The following is a 19,995-nucleotide window of genomic DNA, read 5'->3' as shown; positions in this document are numbered from 1 at the left end:
AAAATCAACTATTCAAAGAATCGTGATAGCGAGAGATCGGCTTAGCAAAGAGCTTATGGAAATTATCTGTGGTCTGTCTTGCCACTTCTTCCACGGAGATCTGTTTCACTTCTGCAATCATTTTAGCAACATACGGCACTAGCCCTGGATGATTTGCTTTTCCGCGATAAGGAACCGGCGTTAAGTAAGGGGAATCTGTCTCAATAAGCATTCGATCTAAGGGGGTTTTAGCAACCACTTCTCGCAGTTCTGAGGCATTTTTAAAGGTGATAATGCCACTAAAGGAGAGGTAAAAACCTAAGTCTAATCCTTTTTTACCCATTTCCCAATTTTCCGTAAAACAGTGGAGGATTCCACCGACATCATCGGCTTTTTCTGCTTTGAGAATCGAGATCGTATCAGCTCGGGCATCTCTTGTATGGATAATGAGCGGCTTTTGGTGATTTCTAGCAATCTCAATTTGTGTAATAAATGCCGCTTGCTGAGCAATTTTATGATCCGCTCCATAATGGTAATCAAGCCCGGTTTCACCGATGGCAATCACTTTAGGATTCGCAAGCATCGGTGCAAAATGGGTTTCGGAAGGGGCTTTAACCTCGGGAATATAGCCAGGGTGAACACCCACCGAGAGATAGATATTAGGGTAGGGGGTGACAAGTTTCGCCATCGCTTCCCACTTCTCTATATTGACGCCAACACAGAGCATCTCTGTTACATTTTCAGCTTTAATGGTTTCCAATAACGGGGCAATATCGCCCTCAAAAGCCGTTAAATCAAGCATATCAAGGTGGCAATGGGAATCGATAAAAGTCGGTTTCATAGTCGTCATAGTGGTTGTTATTATATTGCTTATAAGGGGTCAACAGTTCTTTAGGCTGATGTTTGAGATTGTGTTGCTTGATGCATTTTGAGAAGGGATTGAATACGGGTAAAGAGAAAATCAGGTGCTTTATCGATTGCTACAGCCAATCCTTCAAAGTCGGTGATATGGTGCGGTTTTTCGGCATTAGCAATATTGATCATCGCAACAATACCTTCAGCCTCAATCGGTGTTGTATCCCCATCGGGTAATTCAATAGAGAGTTGAACTCGCTCATGGAGATTGACTTTGTCGTGCTCATTTGTAGCAAAGTAGAATCCGCCTCTTTTAAGGAATGGGAGATAAAATTCAGCTAGTTGTTTTGCATTTTTGAATTTTACAGTCACAAGTCTCATCGTACTCATATTTATCTGCCTTATATCGCATATTTGACCCAAGGATCATCTGAAACCAATGGGCTATCTGAATAATCATTGTTGATAATGGGAAGTATTGTATCACTCTCATGAAGATCGGTGAAACTTATCCTTTTTGATCTTATCAATAGGATATTTTAGGGCAGGTTACCTGCTTTTTTAGGGAAAACGGTGAGAAAACGGTGAGAAAATACTGGGGAAAGAGACATCTTAGAGGGTTTTGCGGTATGATATGGCAGTTCTGTAGTATGAATTATCTATAGTATATCTATAGTAATTGATGGTAAACGGACGGTGAAATAGAGCGTAGATAATTAGGTTGTAACGGAAGTTATAAGCGGGTTATGACTTGTCTTTACTCGCCAAGGGCAAAGTGGCGCATAGCGTGACATATATTTATATAGGTATCAAAAGAGGAAGTAGGTCAATGAGAGAGCGTGCGATCAAACTCAAAGCATTGAAGCAGTGGGTTTATTGGGATAAGGTGATCGTATGAATGCCCTAGAGATTTCCAATTTAACGGTAACCTATAAGAAATTTCCTGTAGTGCATCATCTATCAGTAATTTTTCCTAAAGGTGAAAGTAGTGCCATTATCGGTCCTAATGGCGCCGGGAAGAGTACGTTGCTGAAAGCGGTGATGGGGCTTGTACCTTTTTCGGAAGGCGAGATTATTAAGTCGGCCAATTGTAAGGTGAGTTATCTCTCGCAAATTTCGGAGATTCGTCGGGATCTGCCATTAACTCTTTTTGAGTTGGTGAGTGCTGGCGCATTGGATCAAATGGGTTTGCTAAGTCGTCTATCAAAAGAGGCTTATGCGCGAGTCGAAGCGGCGCTTGCTTTTGTTGGGTTAGAGCATTTTGGAGATCGCAGTATCGATTCTCTTTCTGGCGGGCAATTTCAAAAGGCCCTCTTTGCGAGAATCGTGGTAGAAGAAGCGGATCTGATACTGCTCGATGAGCCCTTTAACGCAATGGATGCAAGGACAACACAGGAGCTTTGTGGGCTGATTGCTAAGTGGGAAGCGCTCGGTAAAACGGTGATTACCGTATTACATGATCTGACACTTGCGAAACAGTACTTTAGCAATACGCTTATTTTGGCGCGGGAGAAGATCGCTTTTGGCCGAAGTAGCGAAGTTATTAATGATCAGAATCTATTGAAAGCAGAATCCGTTTCCCTTGGTTGGGAGAGTGATGCTTGGTGCGAGGTGCCTTAAGTGAGTGTAATGAGTGAGATATGGGCATTATTGCAGGAGCTTTTGATTGATCCTTTTATTATGCTGCCCTTTTTAAAGCGAGCTTTAGCGGCTTCTATTATGATCGCGGTCTCTTCAGGCTTGGTCGGCGTATTTTTACTACTGAATCGTATGAGTTTAGTAGGGGATGCGTTAAGTCACGGTGTATTGCCGGGAATTGCGCTCGCCTTTCTCTTTTTTGGCTTTAATATTTATGCAATGAGTCTCGGAGGCGTGTTGGCCGGCGTATTCATTGCGATCTTAGCCTCAATTATTGCCCATTATACTAATCTTAAAGAGGATGCGAGCTTTGCCGCGCTCTATCTCTTTTCGTTGGCGCTTGGTGTTGTACTCATTATGCAGATGGGGACGCAAGCAGATCTATTGCATATTTTATTCGGTTCGGTATTAGCTGTTGATGGGGAATCGCTTCGATTTATCTGGATTGTGTTGGTGGCAACTTTGATTCTATTGGCACTGATTTATCGGCCACTATTACTCTATATTATTGACCCACTCTATTTGGCACTGAAAACACCTCGAGGTCTCTTTTATTATGGAATGTTTCTCTTTTTGGTGGTACTCAATCTTGTGGCCTCATTTCAGGTACTTGGAACATTAATGACGGTTGGTATGATGATGATTCCGGCCATTTGTGCAAGGCTCTGGAGTAATCGTATGGAGCGCGTGTTGTTGATCTCAATGGCACTTGGAATTTTGGGGGCTTATATTGGATTGGTGGCTTCTGTTCACTACGACATTGCTTCAGGGCCGATGATCGTTTTAGTGTTGGCTGGTTTTTACCTTATTTCATTACTATTAGGTGCTGAAGGTGGGGTTTTACGACAAAAAAGTGGCAAGAGGCATCGAAAAGGATGACATTTGTCCCCATAGTGGGAAGATGATGCGAATAACATTGAACGTTCTATTGAAATAGATATTGAACGAAATATTGAAAGAAAAACGCTTGATGGAGATAGAAGACCATTAAGCTTATAAATGAAAAGCTGAGCAGGCTATAGAGATTGTATGTGTTCAGTGAAGGAGAAAAGATGATAACAATTACCTATTTTGGCAATCTAAAAGATCAGCTACATTGTAATGAAGAGTCTATTGCTTGGGAATCGGGTGATACAGAGCAGCTTTTAATGCAATTGAGAGCGCGAGATGAGGCTTGGAATAGTGCCTTAGCGCCGGAAAAGATCTTCCGAGTGGTGGTCAATGATGAGATTATCTTTACACCGGTTGCGTTAAAATCAGGGGATCGCGTCGCCTTTTTACCGCCAGTAACAGGAGGATAATATTGTGTATTGTGAAGTACGAATTCAAACAGAGCCCTTTGCCTTAGAAGCTGAGAGTAAGCGATTACTTACGCAATCAGGCGATGCCGGTGCGTTAGTCCTCTTTCAAGGAATGGTACGGGAGTTTGATCAAGCGGTTGCATTAGAAAAAATGGAGCTTGAGCATTTCCCCGGTTTAACAGAGCGAGAGATTACACGAATTATTGAGCTAGCAAGTCAAAAGTGGGCAATTGCCGGTTGTAGTGTCATTCATCGTGTGGGGGAATTATACGGCGATGAGGCGATTGTGCTCTTAATGGTGACGGCGAAACACCGGTTAGATGCCTTTTTAGCTGCGCAATTTATTATGGATTACCTCAAGACTGAAGCGCCTTTCTGGAAGAAAGAGCATCTTAAAAATGGTGAGAGTCATTGGGTTGAGGCTAAACAATCGGATCAAGATGTCCTTGCGCGTTGGGACGTGTAGTAAATAGAGAGCAGATAGAGAGCGGATAGAAAGATCACGAGGGGAGTAATGAGGCAAACAGCGCGGAAAGCGAACGATAACGAGATCAATAAAGAAGCTGATAAAGCAATCGATAATCTGAGGGATGAAGAAGCCCCCCAAAAAGCCTCTCGTATGATCGGTCTCATTCTTGCCGGCGGAGAAGGGCGACGGATGGGGTATCGTAATAAGGGGTTAGTGTCGCTTGAAGGAAAACCTTTAGTTGCATACGTGATTGACCGTTTACAACCGCAAGTCGATCAGCTCTATCTCTCTGCAAATAATGATATTGCAATGTATGAAGCCTTTGGGTTGCCGGTGATTCAAGACTTATCAAAATGGCGTGGTAAAGGGCCATTAGCAGGAATTGCTTCATTGTTGCCGCATTTAAAAGCAACCGATTGTCTACAAGTTGTGAGTTGTGATGGACCTTTTATTCCGACAGACCTTGTTGCAACTCTACAAAGGGCAAGGGAAGAGAGCTCTAATGGAGTCAAGACAACTTATGCCACGACAGCAGAACGGGGGCACTATCTCTATCTGCAAGGAATGGTGGCCGATCTGCAATGTATCGAGGCATTATTAGAAACAGATCAACTACGGATTCGAGCATTACTTGAAAGTGTAGAAGCTCAACCTGTCCGCTTTCAATCTGAAACAGCTTTTTTAAATTGTAATAGTATCGATGATATTCATAAGTTAGAGGAAAAATAAGATGAAAAGTTATGATGTAGCATTACGGGAATTGCTTGCGGGAATGACGCTTGAGCGTACAGTAGAGCGCCTGCCGCTCTCTCAGGCTTATAATCGACAACTCGCTATGGATGTCGTTGCGAATTACGATACGCCACAATTTGATAACAGCGCGATGGATGGTTATGCGCTCTGTGATCCTGAGGGGGATCGTTTAGAGTTTCGGATTGTTGAACGTATTTTAGCAGGGGATGCGGTCTCATCCTCGTTAGAGCCGGGGGAAGCTGCGCGTATTTTTACCGGTGCAAAGGTTCCGGGGAATAGTACCACCGTTGTAATGCAGGAGCAGACAAAGGTTGAAGGCTCGACTTTGATGTTGATGGAATCGATCGCAAGCGGGCAAAATATTCGTTATAAAGCGGAAGAGATTAAAAAGGGTGCGGTACTATTTCATAAAGGGCATCTGCTTGATCCTGCAGCAATTGCGCTTCTGGCATCCCAAGGTGTTTGGGAAGTGGATGTTTATGCGCCGCTTCGTATGACGGTATTCTCAACGGGGAATGAACTCAAAGAGCCTTGGGAAACCATTACGGAGAGTGAGATTTTTGATGCCAATCGTTATCAGTTGTTGGCGTGGACTCATGAATTAGGCAATGTCACGGATGGTGGTATTTTACGTGATAACTATGAGGATGTATTGTCGGCATTGACTCGCGCTGCAAAAGAGAATGATCTGATTATCCTAAGCGGTGGTGCTTCAGTGGGTGAGGCAGACTTTATTGCTAAAGCGATCACAGAATTGGGCGAGCTGAATATGTGGAAATTAGCCATTAAGCCCGGAAAACCTTTTGGTTGGGGGAAAATTGGTCAATGCCATATCTTGATGTTGCCGGGAAATCCTGTTTCAGCTTATGCAACCTTCTATCTATTGGCTTACCCGGCGCTCAAAAAATTGATGGGTCTTTCGCCACAATTGCCACAATTAATGGCAACGATTAATTTTGGAAGTGATAAAATTCAACCTCGCCGGGAATTTTTACGAGGCAATTTCTATCAAGATGAGCGTGGTGAATATTTTGTGGATTCTGTCGGACGACAAGGGTCGGCGATGCTTAGTGGTTTGAGTGATGCCAATTGTCTAATTGAGATGAAAGAGAATCAGGCAACTGCTAAAGGTAGTCGTGTGAGAATTTATCCGCTACCTAAAGAAATGCCGCTAAAAGGGTGAATATCATCGTAAATAAATTGTAATATGAAATAGCGAATAAGGGATGCAGATTGTATCCCTTGTTGCGTTCAAGAATTATAGAATTGTAGAGTAGAATTTGAGGCGGCTTAAAGAGTTGAAGTGCAGTAAAAATAGGCGCTTATTTGATAAATGTGCCTACTAATAGATAGAGAATAAAGGATAATACCCGATGAGTATCAATCAAGAGATGGTGAAGCTTGCATTATCAGAGCTCACTTTTGTCATTGACGATGTAGCTTGTGATAAACTGACCCGCTATTTGCAAGGGATGCTCTTGTGGAATCGGGCTTATAATTTGACTGCGATTACAGAGCCTAGGGAGATGATTATCAAACATCTCTTAGATTCTCTAGTTTTAGTGCCTGAGCTTCGGGTGCGTTTTCCGGAGGGGCGATTCATTGATGTAGGAACCGGTGCCGGATTGCCGGGGATTCCGCTCTCTATCGTGATGCCGGAATGCGCTTGGACGCTACTTGATAGTGCCACAAAGCGAACACGATTCCTCACGCAGATGAAGCTTGAGCTGGGGTTGGATAATGTCACGATCATTACTTCAAGAGTGCAGGATTATCAACCTGAAGAGAGGTTTGATGCAGTGCTTTCTCGTGCTTTTGCAAGTGGCGAGGATATGGTGAAGTGGTCGGAGCATCTTTTGAAAGCTGAGGGGAGTATGGTCGCAATGAAAGGCAAGTGGATCGATGCCGAGTGGCAAAATGTCACAGGATTTCCACATCGTGAAATTATGACCTTGCAGGTTCCTCATTTAGAGGAAGAGAGACATCTCATCCTTTTGAAAAGATAGGATAAGATTATCATAATAGATGAGTTGTTATGTTCAAGATGGGTCAATTGCATATATTGAGATGCAGTGAGCGTGCATTGAGAATGGGTCTTTATGATTAGAATCAGTGTAAATGCGTAAAATCTATTTGAAACATAATGTTATTTGAATGAAAATAAACAAAATCAATATTGAGATAGTGAGATTTTCCGTTAGTCGGAGAGTGATCATGATATTGAATGATGAGTTGAAACAGATAAAGGAAGGCGCAATTGGCAACCATTATTGCAGTAGCAAATCAGAAAGGTGGCGTTGGGAAGACAACAACGGCGGTAAATTTAGCCGCAGCTTTAACGCAGAGTAAAGTTCGTCCGAATGTACTTTTGATCGATCTCGATCCGCAAGGTAATGCAACGACCGGAATAGGCGTTGATAAGCAGGCATTAGAATATGGGATTGTTGATTTATTATTAGGAGAAGCCTCTTTAGCGGATGCCATTTTAGATTTAGAGCAAGCGAATATGCGCCTGATTGGTGCAAATGGCGATTTAACAGGAGTTGAGGTGATTCTTGCGCAAGAAACGAATGGTGTTTATCGCTTAAAAGAAGTGTTAGCGCCTATTTTGAGTAATTTTGATTACATCGTGCTCGATTGCGCTCCTTCATTGAATATGTTGACACTTAATGCGTTTGCAGTAGCGACAGATCTGATTATCCCAGTGCAGTGTGAATATTATGCTTTAGAAGGGATTTCTGGGTTAATTGAGACCATCTCGACAGTGAAAGAGAGTACTAATCCGGCGCTTAATATTATGGGTGTATTGCGGACGATGTATGATGGTCGTAATACGTTAGCCGTACAAGTATCTGAGAATTTAACAGCGCATTTTGAAGAGAAGATGTTTGAAACTATTATTCCTCGAAATGTGAGATTGGCGGAAGCACCGAGTTATGGTGTGCCCATTACGGTTTACGATGCAAAATCCAAAGGAGCAGAGGCATATATCGAGCTTGCTCGAGAAGTGATTGCCCGCAGTAAGAAAAAGAGGTCAGCGTGAAAAAAAGAGGATTAGGTCGAGGCTTAGAGATGCTTCTAAGCCAAAAAAGCACAGAAGTTGCGACAGATAGCCAGGCGAATGTGGATAAATCTGTGGTGAAAGAGTTAGCGATTGATAAATTAATGCCGGGGCAATATCAGCCTCGCCGTTTCTTTGATGAATCGGCGCTTGAAGCATTGGCGAATTCCATTAAATCTCAAGGGATTATTCAACCGATTGTAGTGCGTAGCGTGAAAGGGGATTCTCGTTTTGAGATTTTAGCCGGTGAAAGACGCTGGAGAGCTGCGCAACTTGCAGGGTTAGAGCGTGTGCCTGTAATCTTTAAAGAGATGAGTGACCAGGAAGCCTTAGCCGTTGCTCTCATTGAAAATATTCAGCGGGAAGATCTCAATCCTGTTGAAACGGCGATTGCATTGAAACGCTTAATCGAAGAGTTCTCTTTGACGCATCAAGAGGTAGGTGATGTGATTGGGCGTTCTCGTTCATCAATTACCAACACGCTACGACTTTTAGATCTTGCGCCGGAAGTGCAAGTCTTACTCTCTGAAGGTAAACTCGATATGGGCCATGCAAGAGCCTTATTACCGCTTACTGCAAAGAAACAACTTCTGGTTGCAATGCAAGTGGTTGAGCAATCTTTGACGGTTCGTGAAACTGAGCGATTGGTAAAGCTTCAGCTTGCGGACAATGTTAAAGATATGAAAAAAACTGAAAAAGACCCTGATCTTTTGTCGCTTGAACGCAATTTAAGTGAAATTTTGGGGGCGATGACGGAGATTAAGACACGTAAAAAAGGAAAAGGGGAAGTCGTGATTCGATATAACTCATTAGATGAATTAGATGGTATTTTATTGAAAATTAAACGATCCATGTAAAAGCCTACAAAAAGGCTACTAATAAGTTGACCTTGGTTCATTGCCCGACTATAATCTTGGCAAGAATTTAAAGGCGAGGATCGTATGATTCCGAAGATTGTGGGAGTACAACTTGCTGTTTTATTAATTATATCGATTAGCGCTTGGCTACTATATGATGGTGTAACAGCGATTTCTCTATTAGCTGCCGGTATCTCTATTTTGATACCCAATATATTTATGGCGGCTAATATTTCGTTGTTAAAATTCCACAAAGTTTTCTTTTGGATCGGCGTCTTTTTAAATAAATTTGTTATTGTGTTACTCTTCGGTATCAGTATCATGATAATTAAGGAGCCGAATTTGTTGGCTTTCCTGATAGGAATCATCATTGTGACACAGGTGCCATTGGGGTATGTGTTGGTATCTTCCTTAAGAAAAGATAAAGTAATTATATAGAGAGAGCTATGGCTAGTGAATTAACAAACGCATCATATATTGGACACCACCTTGTTAACCTGAATCAAAGAGGCACGCCACAAGCTGCTGATGAATTTGTTAACTTTGGGCTCATCAATCTTGATACTGTTTTCTGGTCTGTTCTGTGTGGTATCGTTGTTGTGCTCTTTCTTTATGCAGCATCGCGCAAAGCGACAGCAGGCGTTCCTGGACGCTTCCAAGCATTTGTTGAAATTCTTGTTGAATTTGCAGAAAAACAATCAAGAACTCTAGTGAATGGCCCTCAAGGCTTTATTGCGCCATTAGGTTTAACTGTATTTCTTTGGATCGTGGTGATGAACTCACTCGACTTCTTACCGATTGACCTTGCGGATAAAATCCTTGATGTATTTGGTCTTAAAGAATCAATTCCCTATCACAAAATTCTTCCTACCGCAGATGTAAGTGCAACCTTAGGGATGTCATGTGCTGTATTAGCCGTTGTGATTTTCTACTCAATTAAAGCGAAAGGTATGGGCTTTGTAAAAGAGCTATTCTGCGCACCTTTCGGTATCTGGTTAGCACCTGCAAACTTTGTGCTAAATCTCGTTGAATTTATCTCAAAAGCATTCTCATTAGGAATGCGACTTTTCGGTAATATGTTTGCCGGTGAGTTAATCTTTATGTTGATTGCACTTTTAGGCGCAACAGGCACTCTTTGGGGTATGGGTTTACATATCTTCGCAGGCGCTGCTTGGGCAATCTTCCATATCTTAATCGTAGTATTACAGGCTTATATTTTCATGACATTGACATTAGTTTATCTAGGTCAAGCGCATGAATCTCATTAAAGAATCAATCGTAAGATTGTGTTTTGTCAATTATTGTTAACATTAGTGTTTTCTTAAATTAAGGAGTTATATTATGGGTTTAGTTGCAATCGCTTGCGGTATTATCGTTGGTCTTGGTGCAATTGGTGCGGCAATCGGTATTTCTATGTTAGGTTCAAAATACATTGAAGCTTCAGCAAGACAACCAGAAATCATGGATTCATTATTACCAAAAGTATTCATCCTTGTTGGTCTTATCGATGCGGCATTCTTAATCGGTGTTGGTATTGCTGTATTCTTTGGTATGACTGTATTCGCAGGTGCGTAATTACACAATTACATTACACTTAAGCTTAAGTGGTAAAGACATTTGTTATACAGGCATATAAAGGATAGGTAGTAAAATGAATATTAACGCAACCTTGATTGCCCAGTTTATCGTCTTTTTCATTTTGGTTTTGGTGGTTATGAAGTTTATCTGGCCACCTTTAATCAAAGCTATTGAAGAGCGACGTGCAAAAATTGCTGAAGGTTTAGCTGCAGCAGAAGAGAGTGTCGCGGCTCAAGCAACGACAGAAGCAGAGATTAATGAGCTTATGAAAAAGGCTCATCTTGAAGCTGCAAGTCTTGTGGGTAAAGCTCAAAGCCAAGCAGATAGTTTGATTGCAAAGTCAAAAGAAGATAGCAAAGAAGTTGGGCAAAGAGAGATCGATGCGGCGCATGCGAAGATTGAAGCAGAAGTGAATCAAGCGAAAGAAAGTTTGAGAAAACAGGTTGTTGCTTTAAGTATCTTAGGTGCGAGTAAGATCATTGAAAAAGAAGTTGATGAGAAAACTCATGCTAAGATGTTAGAAGAGTTAGCCAATCAGCTATAGTCGCCTGCTCTTCACTCGAAGAGCATTTTGATAACTAATAAACGATGTAAAGTAAATATGTCAGATTTAGCAACAGTAGCAAGACCTTATGCAGAAGCCGTGTTTATGGTTGCCAAAGAGGATTCTCAAAGCGAAGATCGTTGGAGAGAATTTCTTTACTCATTAAAAACCTTAATGGGTAACGAGGCAACTTGTGAAGTAATGAGCTTACCTGAGCTAGGTTCCGAAAAGAAAACAGCATTCTTAGGTGAATTAGCAGCTAAGATTTTAAATCGTGATCTCACAAAAGAGGAGGAGAACTTCCTGCTTACTATTTGTGACAATAAACGTTATGAGATTTTGCCTTCTGTTTATGACGAGTACAGAATGCGTTTATTAGAAGAACGAAATATCCAAGAGGTGGAGTTGCAAAGTGCATATCCATTGACGGATGGGCAGAGAGAGATGTTTGTTAAGGCTCTTCAAAAACGTTTTAATAAAGAGATCGAATTAACAGTAACCATTTCGCCTTCCTTGTTAGGTGGTGCTATTTTAAAAATAGATGATTTAGTCATTGATGGTTCAATTTTAGGTCGTTTAGACGGCATGATCCGATCAATGAATTAAGTTTAATGAATATAAGAGGAAGATTTAAAAGATGCAATTAAATCCATCTGAGATCAGTGATCTCATTAAATCCAAGATTGAAGAATTTCAGCTCAAGCCGGAAGAAAGAACGGAAGGTACCGTTGTTAGTTTAACTGATGGAATTGCGCGCGTTCACGGAATTAATGCTGTGATGCAAGGTGAAATGGTTGAATTACCACACGGTGTTCGTGGCCTTGCGCTCAATCTTGAGAGAGATTCTGTTGGTGTTGTACTTCTCGGTGATTATGAAAAAATCACAGAAGGCGATAAAGTAAAATGTACTGGCCGTATCCTGGAAACACCAGTCGGTCCTGAATTATTAGGTCGTGTTGTTGACGGATTAGGGAATCCTATCGATGGTAAAGGTGAGCTTGGTACTAAGTTAACTGCGCCTATCGAGCAGATCGCACCAGGCGTTATTGATCGTCAATCAGTTGATCAACCAATGCAAACAGGTTATATCGCAATTGACTCAATGGTTCCAGTCGGCCGTGGTCAGCGTGAGCTTATCATCGGTGACCGTCAAACAGGTAAAACCGCAATCGCAATCGATACAATTATTAACCAAAAAGGTAGTGGCATTAAATGTATCTATGTCGCTATTGGTCAGAAGAACTCAACCATTGCGAATATCGTAACAAAGCTCGAAGAGCATGGTGCGATGGAACATACGATTGTGGTAGCTGCAGGTGCTTCTGATTCAGCAGCAATGCAATACCTTTCAGCTTACACAGGCTGTACAATGGGTGAATATTTCCGTGATCGTGGTGAAGATGCGTTAATCATCTATGATGACCTATCAAAACAAGCGGTTGCCTATCGTCAAATTTCCCTTCTTCTTCGTCGTCCTCCAGGTCGTGAAGCATATCCTGGGGATGTATTTTACCTCCATTCACGTCTTCTTGAGCGTGCTGCACGTGTTAATGCAGATTACGTTGAAAAATTCACAAATGGTGAAGTAAAAGGTAAAACAGGTTCATTAACCGCATTACCCATTATTGAAACACAAGGTGGAGACGTATCTGCATTCGTTCCAACAAACGTTATTTCAATCACAGATGGTCAGATCTTCCTTGAGTCGAATCTCTTTAACTCAGGTATCCGTCCTGCGATGAATGCTGGTATCTCAGTATCTCGTGTAGGGGGAGCGGCCCAAACTAAATTAATTAGTAAATTAGGTGGTGGCGTTCGTCTTGCGCTTGCACAATATCGTGAATTAGCCGCGTTCTCACAATTCGCTTCTGATCTTGATGAAGTCACTCGTAAGCAATTAGCGCGTGGTCAACGTGTCACTGAGCTTATGAAACAAGCACAATATCGTCCATATAGCATTGCTGAGATGGCTCTAATTCTCTATGCAATTGAGTACAAATATGTTGATGATCTACCTATTGAAGAAGTTCGCCCATTTGCACAAGGTCTTATCGCTTCAGCAAATGCGACAGAGCAAGAACTCTTACAAGACCTCAATAGCAAAGGTGCTTACAATGATGAAGTCTTAGCATCACTTGACAAAGTTGTAAGTCAATATAAAAAAGGTGAAACCTGGAAAGTTGCATAAGTAACTTTCTAGATTGTAACAGATAGCAATTAGGTAGGGATTTCATGGCTGTTGGAAAAGAAATACGTGGCAAGATTAAAAGCATTAGTAATACGCAAAAGATTACTAGTGCGATGGAGATGGTTGCAGCAAGTAAAATGCGTGCAACTCAGCTTCGTCGTGATAAATCTCGCCCTTATGCGCAACAAATTATCAAGCTTGCAGCGCATTTAGGTGAGGCAACACCTGAAGAGTTCAAACATCAATATCTGATTCCACGGGAAGTCAAACGTGTGGGCATTATTGTTGTGAGCTCTGATCGTGGTCTAGCGGGAGGGTTGAATAATAACTTATTTAAACTTGTCGCGACTCAGATGAAGGTTTGGCAAGAGAGCAATATTGAAGTAGATGTTGCAACCATTGGAAATAAAGCAAATGCATTTTTTGCCCGTTTCGGGGGGGATCTCGTAGCAACTGCAAATAATCTTGGTGACAATCCTGCTTCTAAAGATCTTATCGGTGTTACAACCACTATGTTAGATCTTTTCCAAGACGGCAAAATTGATGAGCTTCATGTCTTTGCAAATGAGTTCGTTAATACCATGACGCAGAAACCAACAACGATTCAGGTGCTACCGGTTATTCCCGGTGCTCTGCAAGAACAGTTGGGATTTGAGAGTGTTACGCCAGGCGATTCAAACTTAGCGTGGGACTATGAGTATGATTCTGCGCCTGCCGAATTGATGAGTATCGTGTTAGACCGTTATGTTGAGTATGCAATTTACCAAGCTGTGGTAGAGAATGTTGCCTGTGAAATGGCCGCTCGGATGATTGCAATGAAAGCAGCAAGTGATAATGCAAGCGATCTGATTGATGAGTTACAGTTAGTGTATAACAAGGCTCGTCAAGCAGCGATTACTCAGGAGATTACTGAGATTGTTAGTGGTGCAGCCGCAATCAATTAATATGACGTTAACAAAAATTTGGGTAAATGAGGTTTAGATAGAGTATGTCAGGAAAAATTGTACAGATAATTGGTGCGGTTGTTGACGTGGAATTTCCACGTGATGCCGTTCCAAGTATATATAGTGCACTGAATGTTGTTGGATCAAAGGATGATCTTGTACTTGAAGTACAGCAACAACTCGGTGATGGAATTGTTAGAACGATCGCAATGGGTAGTTCTGATGGCCTACAAAGAGGACTTGAGGTTATAGATACTAAGAGTCCGATCTCTGTACCTGTCGGTAAAGGCACATTAGGTCGTATTATGGACGTTTTAGGTCGTCCTGTGGATTACGCAGGTCCAGTTGAGGCAACTGAGCATTGGGCGATTCACCGTAAAGCGCCAAGTTATGAAGATCAAGCAGGTTCTACAGAAGTATTAGAAACAGGTATTAAGGTAATCGATCTTCTCTGCCCATTTGCAAAAGGTGGTAAAGTTGGTCTCTTCGGTGGTGCGGGTGTTGGTAAAACCGTTAACATGATGGAATTAATCAACAACATCGCTAAAGCACATGAAGGTCTTTCAGTATTCGCGGGTGTAGGTGAGCGTACTCGTGAAGGGAACGACTTCTACTACGAGATGAAAGATTCTAACGTATTAGATAAAGTTGCGATGGTGTATGGCCAGATGAATGAGCCACCTGGGAACCGTCTTCGTGTAGCACTCTCAGGCCTTACTATGGCTGAGTATTTCCGTGACGAAGGTCGCGATGTTCTTCTCTTTATCGATAATATTTATCGTTACACGCTTGCAGGTACTGAGGTATCGGCGTTATTAGGTCGTATGCCTTCAGCCGTAGGTTATCAGCCAACGCTTGCAGAAGAGATGGGTGTATTACAAGAACGTATTACCTCAACTAAGAAGGGTTCAATTACCTCAGTACAAGCGGTTTATGTTCCTGCGGATGACTTAACTGACCCATCACCAGCAACAACGTTTGCGCACTTAGATGCAACAATCGTTCTTTCACGTGATATCGCATCATTAGGTATCTACCCTGCGGTAGATCCGCTTGATTCAACTTCACGTCAGTTAGATCCATTAGTGATTGGTCAAGAACATTATGATACAGCACGTGGTGTTCAGATGATTCTCCAACGTTATCAAGAACTCAAAGATATTATCGCGATTCTTGGTATGGATGAGCTGTCAGAAGATGATAAGTTAACTGTATCTCGTGCGCGTAAGATTCAACGTTTCTTATCACAACCATTCCATGTTGCCGAAGTCTTTACAGGTGCACCTGGTAAATATGTTTCATTGCAAGATACGATTACAAGCTTTAAAGCGATTCTTGCTGGCGAAGGGGATCATATTCCTGAGCAGATGTTCTATATGACCGGTAACTTTAATGAAGTTCTTGATCGTTACGCGAAAGAGAATAAAAAGTAATAAGGGGATCATATGAAAACTATCAATGTCACTGTTGTAAGTGCTGAAAAAGAGCTCTATTCAGGCGTTGCGACGTTTTTTGCGGCGACAGCAATTACAGGTGAGATAGGTGTTTATCCTGGTCACGTACCCACTTTAGCACAACTTAAAGCAGGTCAAGTCCGCTTGACCTTAGAGAATGATAAAGAAGAGGTGTTTTGGATCTCAGGTGGTTTACTTGAAGTCCAACCGCAAGAGATTATTGTTCTTGCAGATAGTGCTGAGAGAGCAAAGGATTTAGATGCCGCTGCTGTGCAAAAGGCACAAGAAGAGGCTCGTAAAGCGATCGAATCTGGTGGGCAATCACTTGATATTGAAAAGGCGCTAATAGAGCTGACACTTGCTCAATCGCAGCTTGATGCAGTAAATAGATTGAAAAGTTTTTAATTAAATAGTGAGAGCCCGCTATCATTGATAAGCGGGCTTTTTTATGTCGATAAGGGAATTAGATGTGATGGAATTACCGTTAATTAATCGAGAAAAATCTATCTTAGCTTTTCAAGAACGCGTTTTAAAACAGGCTGAAAATAAAATGACACCGCTATTAGAGCGGCTTAATTTTATTACCATTGTCTCCTCTAATTTAGATGAGTTTTTTGAGGTACGTTTTGCCAATATCAAAGAACGTATTTTCGCAGGAGAGGACAATATTGATGGTGAAAGCGCTCATGGTTGGCAAATGGATATCTATGAGCGAGTATCTGCTTTAGTGCATGAACAGTATGAGGTCTTTTCTCACGATATTCTACCGCAGTTAGAGAAGGAGGCTAGTGTTAAGTTTATTAAGCGCAAAGATTGGACCGTGGACGATCGTGCGCAATTAGATCTCTATTTTCAGGAATTTATTAACCCCTTATTGACACCCATTGCATTGGATGTTGCCCATCCTTTTCCACATATCTATAACAAATCTTTAAATTATATTATTGAATTAAAAGGGAAAGATGTCTATGGGCGAGAGGTCGATACCGCGATGCTCTCGTTACCTAAAAACCTTCCTTCTTTAGTATTATTAGCTAGTTGCAATGGAGTTGTTCGTTTCACCTCTATCTGTGAAGTGATCCGCGATAAACTCAAAACGATCTTTAATGGCTTTACTGTAAAAGCAGCTTACCAATTTCGAGTGACGAGAAATAGTCATCTTTTTATTGATAAAGAGGAATTAACCAATTTACACCAGGCGTTGAAAGGGGAGCTTCATCAACGTAATTTTGGGCATGCGGTGCGCTTAGAGATTAGCAAACATATGCCCAAAAAACTGATTCAGTTTCTAATGAAAGAGTTTGAGCTTGAAGATTATGAGGTCTATCCGATTGCCCATTTTATTGATTTGACTCGCTTTAGAGAGTTACGGGATTTTTTAAAGGGAAAAAGTGAGCTATTTTATCCAGAGTTTCAACCAAAGTTTGCAGATAAATGGAGTGATGGACATGATCTATTTGCTGTGATTCGACAAAAGACGCAACTATTCCATCATCCTTTCGATAGTTTTGCCCCCACTGTAAAATTATTAGAAGCGGCAGCAAAAGATCCTCAGGTGCAGATGATTCGAATGACGATCTATCGTACAGGAACAGAATCGCAATTAATGCAACATCTTATTACCGCAGCTAAAAATGGTAAAGAGGTGAATGTTGTTTGTGAACTCATGGCTCGTTTTGATGAAGAGACAAATCTTGCTTGGGCTTCGGTATTAGAGGAGGCGGGTGCGAAAGTAGTATATGGGATTTTTGGTTATAAAACCCATGCGAAAATGTTATTGATCGTACGGCATGAACCAACGGAGAACAATCCTGATCATCTTGAATATTATACCCATGTGAGCACAGGGAATTATCATACCGGTACAGCAAGAGTCTATACTGATTTTGCAGTGATGACTTGTGATCGAGAGATAGCGCAAGATGTAACCGATATTTTTGTCAATTTAGGGAGTTTAGGGCGTCCTTCTCATCTAAATAAACTATGGCAAGCACCTTTTACTCTTTATGATAATATCATTGAACATATTGAGTATGAGATTGCAGAAGCACAAGCGGGCCGGCCTGCCTATATTAAAGCACGGATGAATGCATTATTAGAGAAAAGTATTATTGAAAAGCTCTATGAAGCTTCTAATGCTGGGGTGAAAATTGATCTTCTAGTTCGAGGGGCTTGCTCATTGCGCCCAGGATTACCTGGATTTTCAGAAAATATACGAGTCTTTTCTGTGGTTGGGCGATTTTTAGAGCACTCACGAGTATTCTACTTTTATCATAGTGGTGAAGAGCTGCTCTATATTTCGAGTGCTGACTGGATGCACCGCAACTTTTTCAGACGGATCGAGATTGCAACACCTATTTACAACGAATCAATTAAGGCGCATATTATACGAGAAGGATTGCAGTACTATTTTGAGGATTATACTGCCTGGCATCTAGATGGAGAGACAGGCGTATATCATCAGCAATCATTTACAGATGAAGAGAAGGCAGGAATGCTTTCTGCTCAAGAAAAACTCTTAATTTCTCGTCAATAATTGCATCAATGATATAACTTATGCTGACCCTATTTTCAGGCCCTTTGATTCAGGGAATCTCTAATGTGCAACTCTACGCACTATTGATTCTACTCTGTAGCTTTATTGCCTTTATGATTGGTAAATGGCGCTACGATGTTGTCGCGCTAGGCGCATTATTAGTGATGGTATTAGTCGGCGTCGTTCCGATTAATAATGCATTTTCAGGATTTAGTCACCGAGCTGTGATTACGGTTGCCTCTGTATTAGTACTAAGCTATGCATTAGGCAATACTGGGGTAACTTACCATTTATCACAACACTTGAGTCGTTTTTCAGATCGGCCGGCACTATTAGTCTTAACGCTCACAGGACTTGTGGCATTTTTCTCGGCATTTATGAATGATGTCGGGGCACTTGCACTGATTATGCCTGTGGCGTTACAGGTTTCACAACGTTATAAAATACCAACCTCTAAGCTTCTGATGCCGATGGCCTTTGCTTCTTTATTGGGTGGAACTGCCACTTTAATCGGAACGCCTCCTAATATGATTATTGCGCAATATCGAGAGACTGCAGATCCTGTTGCTGGTGCTTTTTCGATGTTTGACTTTTTACCTACCGGGATTGTGGTGGTGATCGTTGGTCTTATCTATATCTCCTTTATTGGTTGGCGTCTGATTCCTGTACGCGGAACGGAGAATAGTAGTCGGCTGTTTGAAACGGATGACTATCTTTTAGAAGCACGAATTGTTCCGAATAATAAATTTATCGGTAAAACGATTCGAGAACTAGAGAAGGTGACGGAGGATCATGTTAATGTGGTGACGCTCCTTCGAGGTGCAAGGCGTATTTTATCGCCGAGTAAAGAGGAGATTCTGCGGGAGAAAGATGTGCTTTTGATCGAAGGTCAGCCGGAAGATCTCAAACAGTTAGAATTATTAACGGGTGTGGATATTGAGTTTTCTAAAGCGTCAAAAGAACATACGCCCGATTCAATTGAAGTACTAGAAGTGATTGTTAACCCCGGTGCACGTATTACCAATGGCACGATTTCAGAGCTCTACTTAAAAGAGAAATACAATATCAATATTCTCGGTATTTCCCGGCAAGGGGAGAAAATTCGACAACGATTTTCCCGAGTGACCTTGAAAGCTGGGGATATTCTGCTGATACAAGGTTATAAAAAAGAGCTTCCGGAGATGATGAGCTATCTAGGATGCTTGCCACTTGCTGAACGTAATATTCGCCTAAAGCCCTCTTCAAAAATGTGGCCAACGGTCATTATCTTTTTGTTAGCAATCTTAGCAGTCGCCTTGCAAATTCTCCCACCCCATATTGCATTTCCCTTGGCAATTTTCTTGATGATTATCTTTAAAATCATTACATTAAGAGAAGTTTATCAGAGTATTGATGGGCCGCTTGTTGTGCTCTTAGGTTGTTTTATCACCGTAGGCGCGGCGCTAGAAGCAACGGGTGCAACCAATATTATTGTCGCATTGATTATCCCGCTTTTAGAGGGGCTTCCCGGTGTGGTAGTATTAGCTATTGTCATGTTGATTACGATGTTGATAACAGATGTAATTAATAGCTCGGCAACAGCGGTGATTATGGCACCGATTGCGGTAGGGATTGCGAATATGATGGGGCATAATATTGACCCTTATCTAATGATTATTGCGATTGCTTGTTCGTGTGCATTTAATACACCGATTGGCCACCATTCAAATACATTAGTGATGGGGCCGGGAGGCTATCAATTTGGGGATTATTGGCGAATGGGATTATTGCTTGATTTACTACTCATTATTACAGTAGTACCAACGGTGATCTTCGTTTGGCCGTTATAACAAGAGAGG

At 41.6% G+C, this 19,995-nt stretch carries 22 protein-coding genes; 20 read left to right on the top strand and 2 right to left on the bottom strand.

Translation table 11 applies throughout. The features are described 5' to 3' along the window. Nucleotides 1-4: 4 nt before the first annotated feature. Nucleotides 5-829 carry a TatD family hydrolase gene (locus tag WMO13_RS09215; protein WP_026878842.1) on the bottom strand — a complete coding sequence of 275 codons (825 nt, stop codon included), beginning with the start codon at nt 827-829 and terminating at the stop codon, nt 5-7. Nucleotides 830-870: 41 nt separating this feature from the next. Beyond that, the gene (locus tag WMO13_RS09210) at nt 871-1,224 is read right to left on the bottom strand and encodes a hypothetical protein (RefSeq protein WP_026878841.1); all 354 of its coding nucleotides are present in this window, start codon (nt 1,222-1,224) and stop codon (nt 871-873) included. A gap of 504 nt (nt 1,225-1,728) precedes the next feature. Between WMO13_RS09210 and WMO13_RS09205 the strand changes: the two genes are divergently transcribed. From WMO13_RS09205 to WMO13_RS09110, 20 genes are all read left to right on the top strand, one after another. After that, entirely contained in the window at nt 1,729-2,454 is a 726-nt protein-coding gene (locus WMO13_RS09205) for a metal ABC transporter ATP-binding protein (RefSeq protein ID WP_026878840.1), read from the top strand. 9 nt (nt 2,455-2,463) lie between these two features. Further along, nucleotides 2,464-3,351 carry a metal ABC transporter permease gene (locus tag WMO13_RS09200; protein WP_034855648.1) on the top strand — a complete coding sequence of 296 codons (888 nt, stop codon included), beginning with the start codon at nt 2,464-2,466 and terminating at the stop codon, nt 3,349-3,351. A gap of 173 nt (nt 3,352-3,524) precedes the next feature. Continuing rightward, nucleotides 3,525-3,773 carry a MoaD/ThiS family protein gene (locus WMO13_RS09195; protein ID WP_026878838.1) on the top strand — a complete coding sequence of 83 codons (249 nt, stop codon included), beginning with the start codon at nt 3,525-3,527 and terminating at the stop codon, nt 3,771-3,773. A gap of 4 nt (nt 3,774-3,777) precedes the next feature. Further along, complete coding sequence (locus tag WMO13_RS09190; RefSeq protein ID WP_026878837.1) at nt 3,778-4,239, top strand: molybdenum cofactor biosynthesis protein MoaE; 462 nt, start codon at nt 3,778-3,780, stop codon at nt 4,237-4,239. A gap of 48 nt (nt 4,240-4,287) precedes the next feature. Further along, a complete protein-coding gene (mobA, locus tag WMO13_RS09185) occupies nt 4,288-4,971 on the top strand; it encodes a molybdenum cofactor guanylyltransferase MobA (RefSeq protein WP_051396205.1) in 684 nt (227 codons plus the stop codon). 1 nt (nt 4,972) lies between these two features. Continuing rightward, nucleotides 4,973-6,178, top strand: a complete 1,206-nt coding sequence (gene glp, locus WMO13_RS09180; RefSeq protein ID WP_026878836.1) for a gephyrin-like molybdotransferase Glp — start codon at nt 4,973-4,975, stop codon at nt 6,176-6,178. 190 nt (nt 6,179-6,368) lie between these two features. Next, entirely contained in the window at nt 6,369-7,001 is a 633-nt protein-coding gene (rsmG, locus tag WMO13_RS09175) for a 16S rRNA (guanine(527)-N(7))-methyltransferase RsmG (RefSeq protein ID WP_026878835.1), read from the top strand. Nucleotides 7,002-7,252: 251 nt separating this feature from the next. Beyond that, complete coding sequence (locus WMO13_RS09170) at nt 7,253-8,038, top strand: ParA family protein (protein WP_026878834.1); 786 nt, start codon at nt 7,253-7,255, stop codon at nt 8,036-8,038. Nucleotides 8,039-8,067: 29 nt separating this feature from the next. Next, complete coding sequence (locus WMO13_RS09165) at nt 8,068-8,913, top strand: ParB/RepB/Spo0J family partition protein (RefSeq protein WP_051396211.1); 846 nt, start codon at nt 8,068-8,070, stop codon at nt 8,911-8,913. Nucleotides 8,914-8,997: 84 nt separating this feature from the next. Next, a complete protein-coding gene (locus WMO13_RS09160; protein ID WP_026878832.1) occupies nt 8,998-9,351 on the top strand; it encodes an ATP synthase subunit I in 354 nt (117 codons plus the stop codon). Nucleotides 9,352-9,359: 8 nt separating this feature from the next. After that, nucleotides 9,360-10,181 (top strand): F0F1 ATP synthase subunit A, encoded by an 822-nt coding sequence (gene atpB, locus WMO13_RS09155; protein ID WP_026878831.1) that lies wholly within the window; start codon nt 9,360-9,362, stop codon nt 10,179-10,181. Nucleotides 10,182-10,254: 73 nt separating this feature from the next. Further along, a complete protein-coding gene (gene atpE / locus WMO13_RS09150) occupies nt 10,255-10,488 on the top strand; it encodes a F0F1 ATP synthase subunit C (protein ID WP_026878830.1) in 234 nt (77 codons plus the stop codon). A gap of 76 nt (nt 10,489-10,564) precedes the next feature. Further along, nucleotides 10,565-11,035 (top strand): F0F1 ATP synthase subunit B, encoded by a 471-nt coding sequence (locus WMO13_RS09145; RefSeq protein WP_026878829.1) that lies wholly within the window; start codon nt 10,565-10,567, stop codon nt 11,033-11,035. A 57-nt stretch (nt 11,036-11,092) separates the two neighbouring features. Next, nucleotides 11,093-11,641: a F0F1 ATP synthase subunit delta gene (locus WMO13_RS09140; protein WP_026878828.1), complete on the top strand. Its 549-nt coding sequence runs from the start codon at nt 11,093-11,095 to the stop codon at nt 11,639-11,641. A gap of 31 nt (nt 11,642-11,672) precedes the next feature. Then, complete coding sequence (gene atpA, locus WMO13_RS09135; RefSeq protein WP_026878827.1) at nt 11,673-13,223, top strand: F0F1 ATP synthase subunit alpha; 1,551 nt, start codon at nt 11,673-11,675, stop codon at nt 13,221-13,223. A 44-nt stretch (nt 13,224-13,267) separates the two neighbouring features. Continuing rightward, a complete protein-coding gene (atpG, locus tag WMO13_RS09130; RefSeq protein ID WP_026878826.1) occupies nt 13,268-14,167 on the top strand; it encodes a F0F1 ATP synthase subunit gamma in 900 nt (299 codons plus the stop codon). A gap of 44 nt (nt 14,168-14,211) precedes the next feature. Further along, a complete protein-coding gene (gene atpD, locus WMO13_RS09125) occupies nt 14,212-15,600 on the top strand; it encodes a F0F1 ATP synthase subunit beta (protein WP_026878825.1) in 1,389 nt (462 codons plus the stop codon). Between the two features lie 12 nt (nt 15,601-15,612). Next, a complete protein-coding gene (locus WMO13_RS09120; protein WP_026878824.1) occupies nt 15,613-16,026 on the top strand; it encodes a F0F1 ATP synthase subunit epsilon in 414 nt (137 codons plus the stop codon). Nucleotides 16,027-16,093: 67 nt separating this feature from the next. Beyond that, on the top strand, nt 16,094-18,157 hold the full coding sequence (gene ppk1 / locus WMO13_RS09115; RefSeq protein WP_051396204.1) for a polyphosphate kinase 1: 2,064 nt from the start codon (nt 16,094-16,096) through the stop codon (nt 18,155-18,157). 65 nt (nt 18,158-18,222) lie between these two features. Continuing rightward, a complete protein-coding gene (locus tag WMO13_RS09110) occupies nt 18,223-19,986 on the top strand; it encodes an SLC13 family permease (RefSeq protein ID WP_342386843.1) in 1,764 nt (587 codons plus the stop codon). The last annotated feature ends 9 nt before the right edge of the window (nt 19,987-19,995 follow it).

The sequence above is a fragment of the Ignatzschineria larvae DSM 13226 genome (assembly GCF_038500265.1).
In the GTDB taxonomy this organism is placed as follows: domain Bacteria; phylum Pseudomonadota; class Gammaproteobacteria; order Cardiobacteriales; family Wohlfahrtiimonadaceae; genus Ignatzschineria; species Ignatzschineria larvae.
The sequence above is the reverse complement of the archived record's forward strand: the minus strand, read 5'-3'. Positions and strand labels throughout refer to the sequence as shown.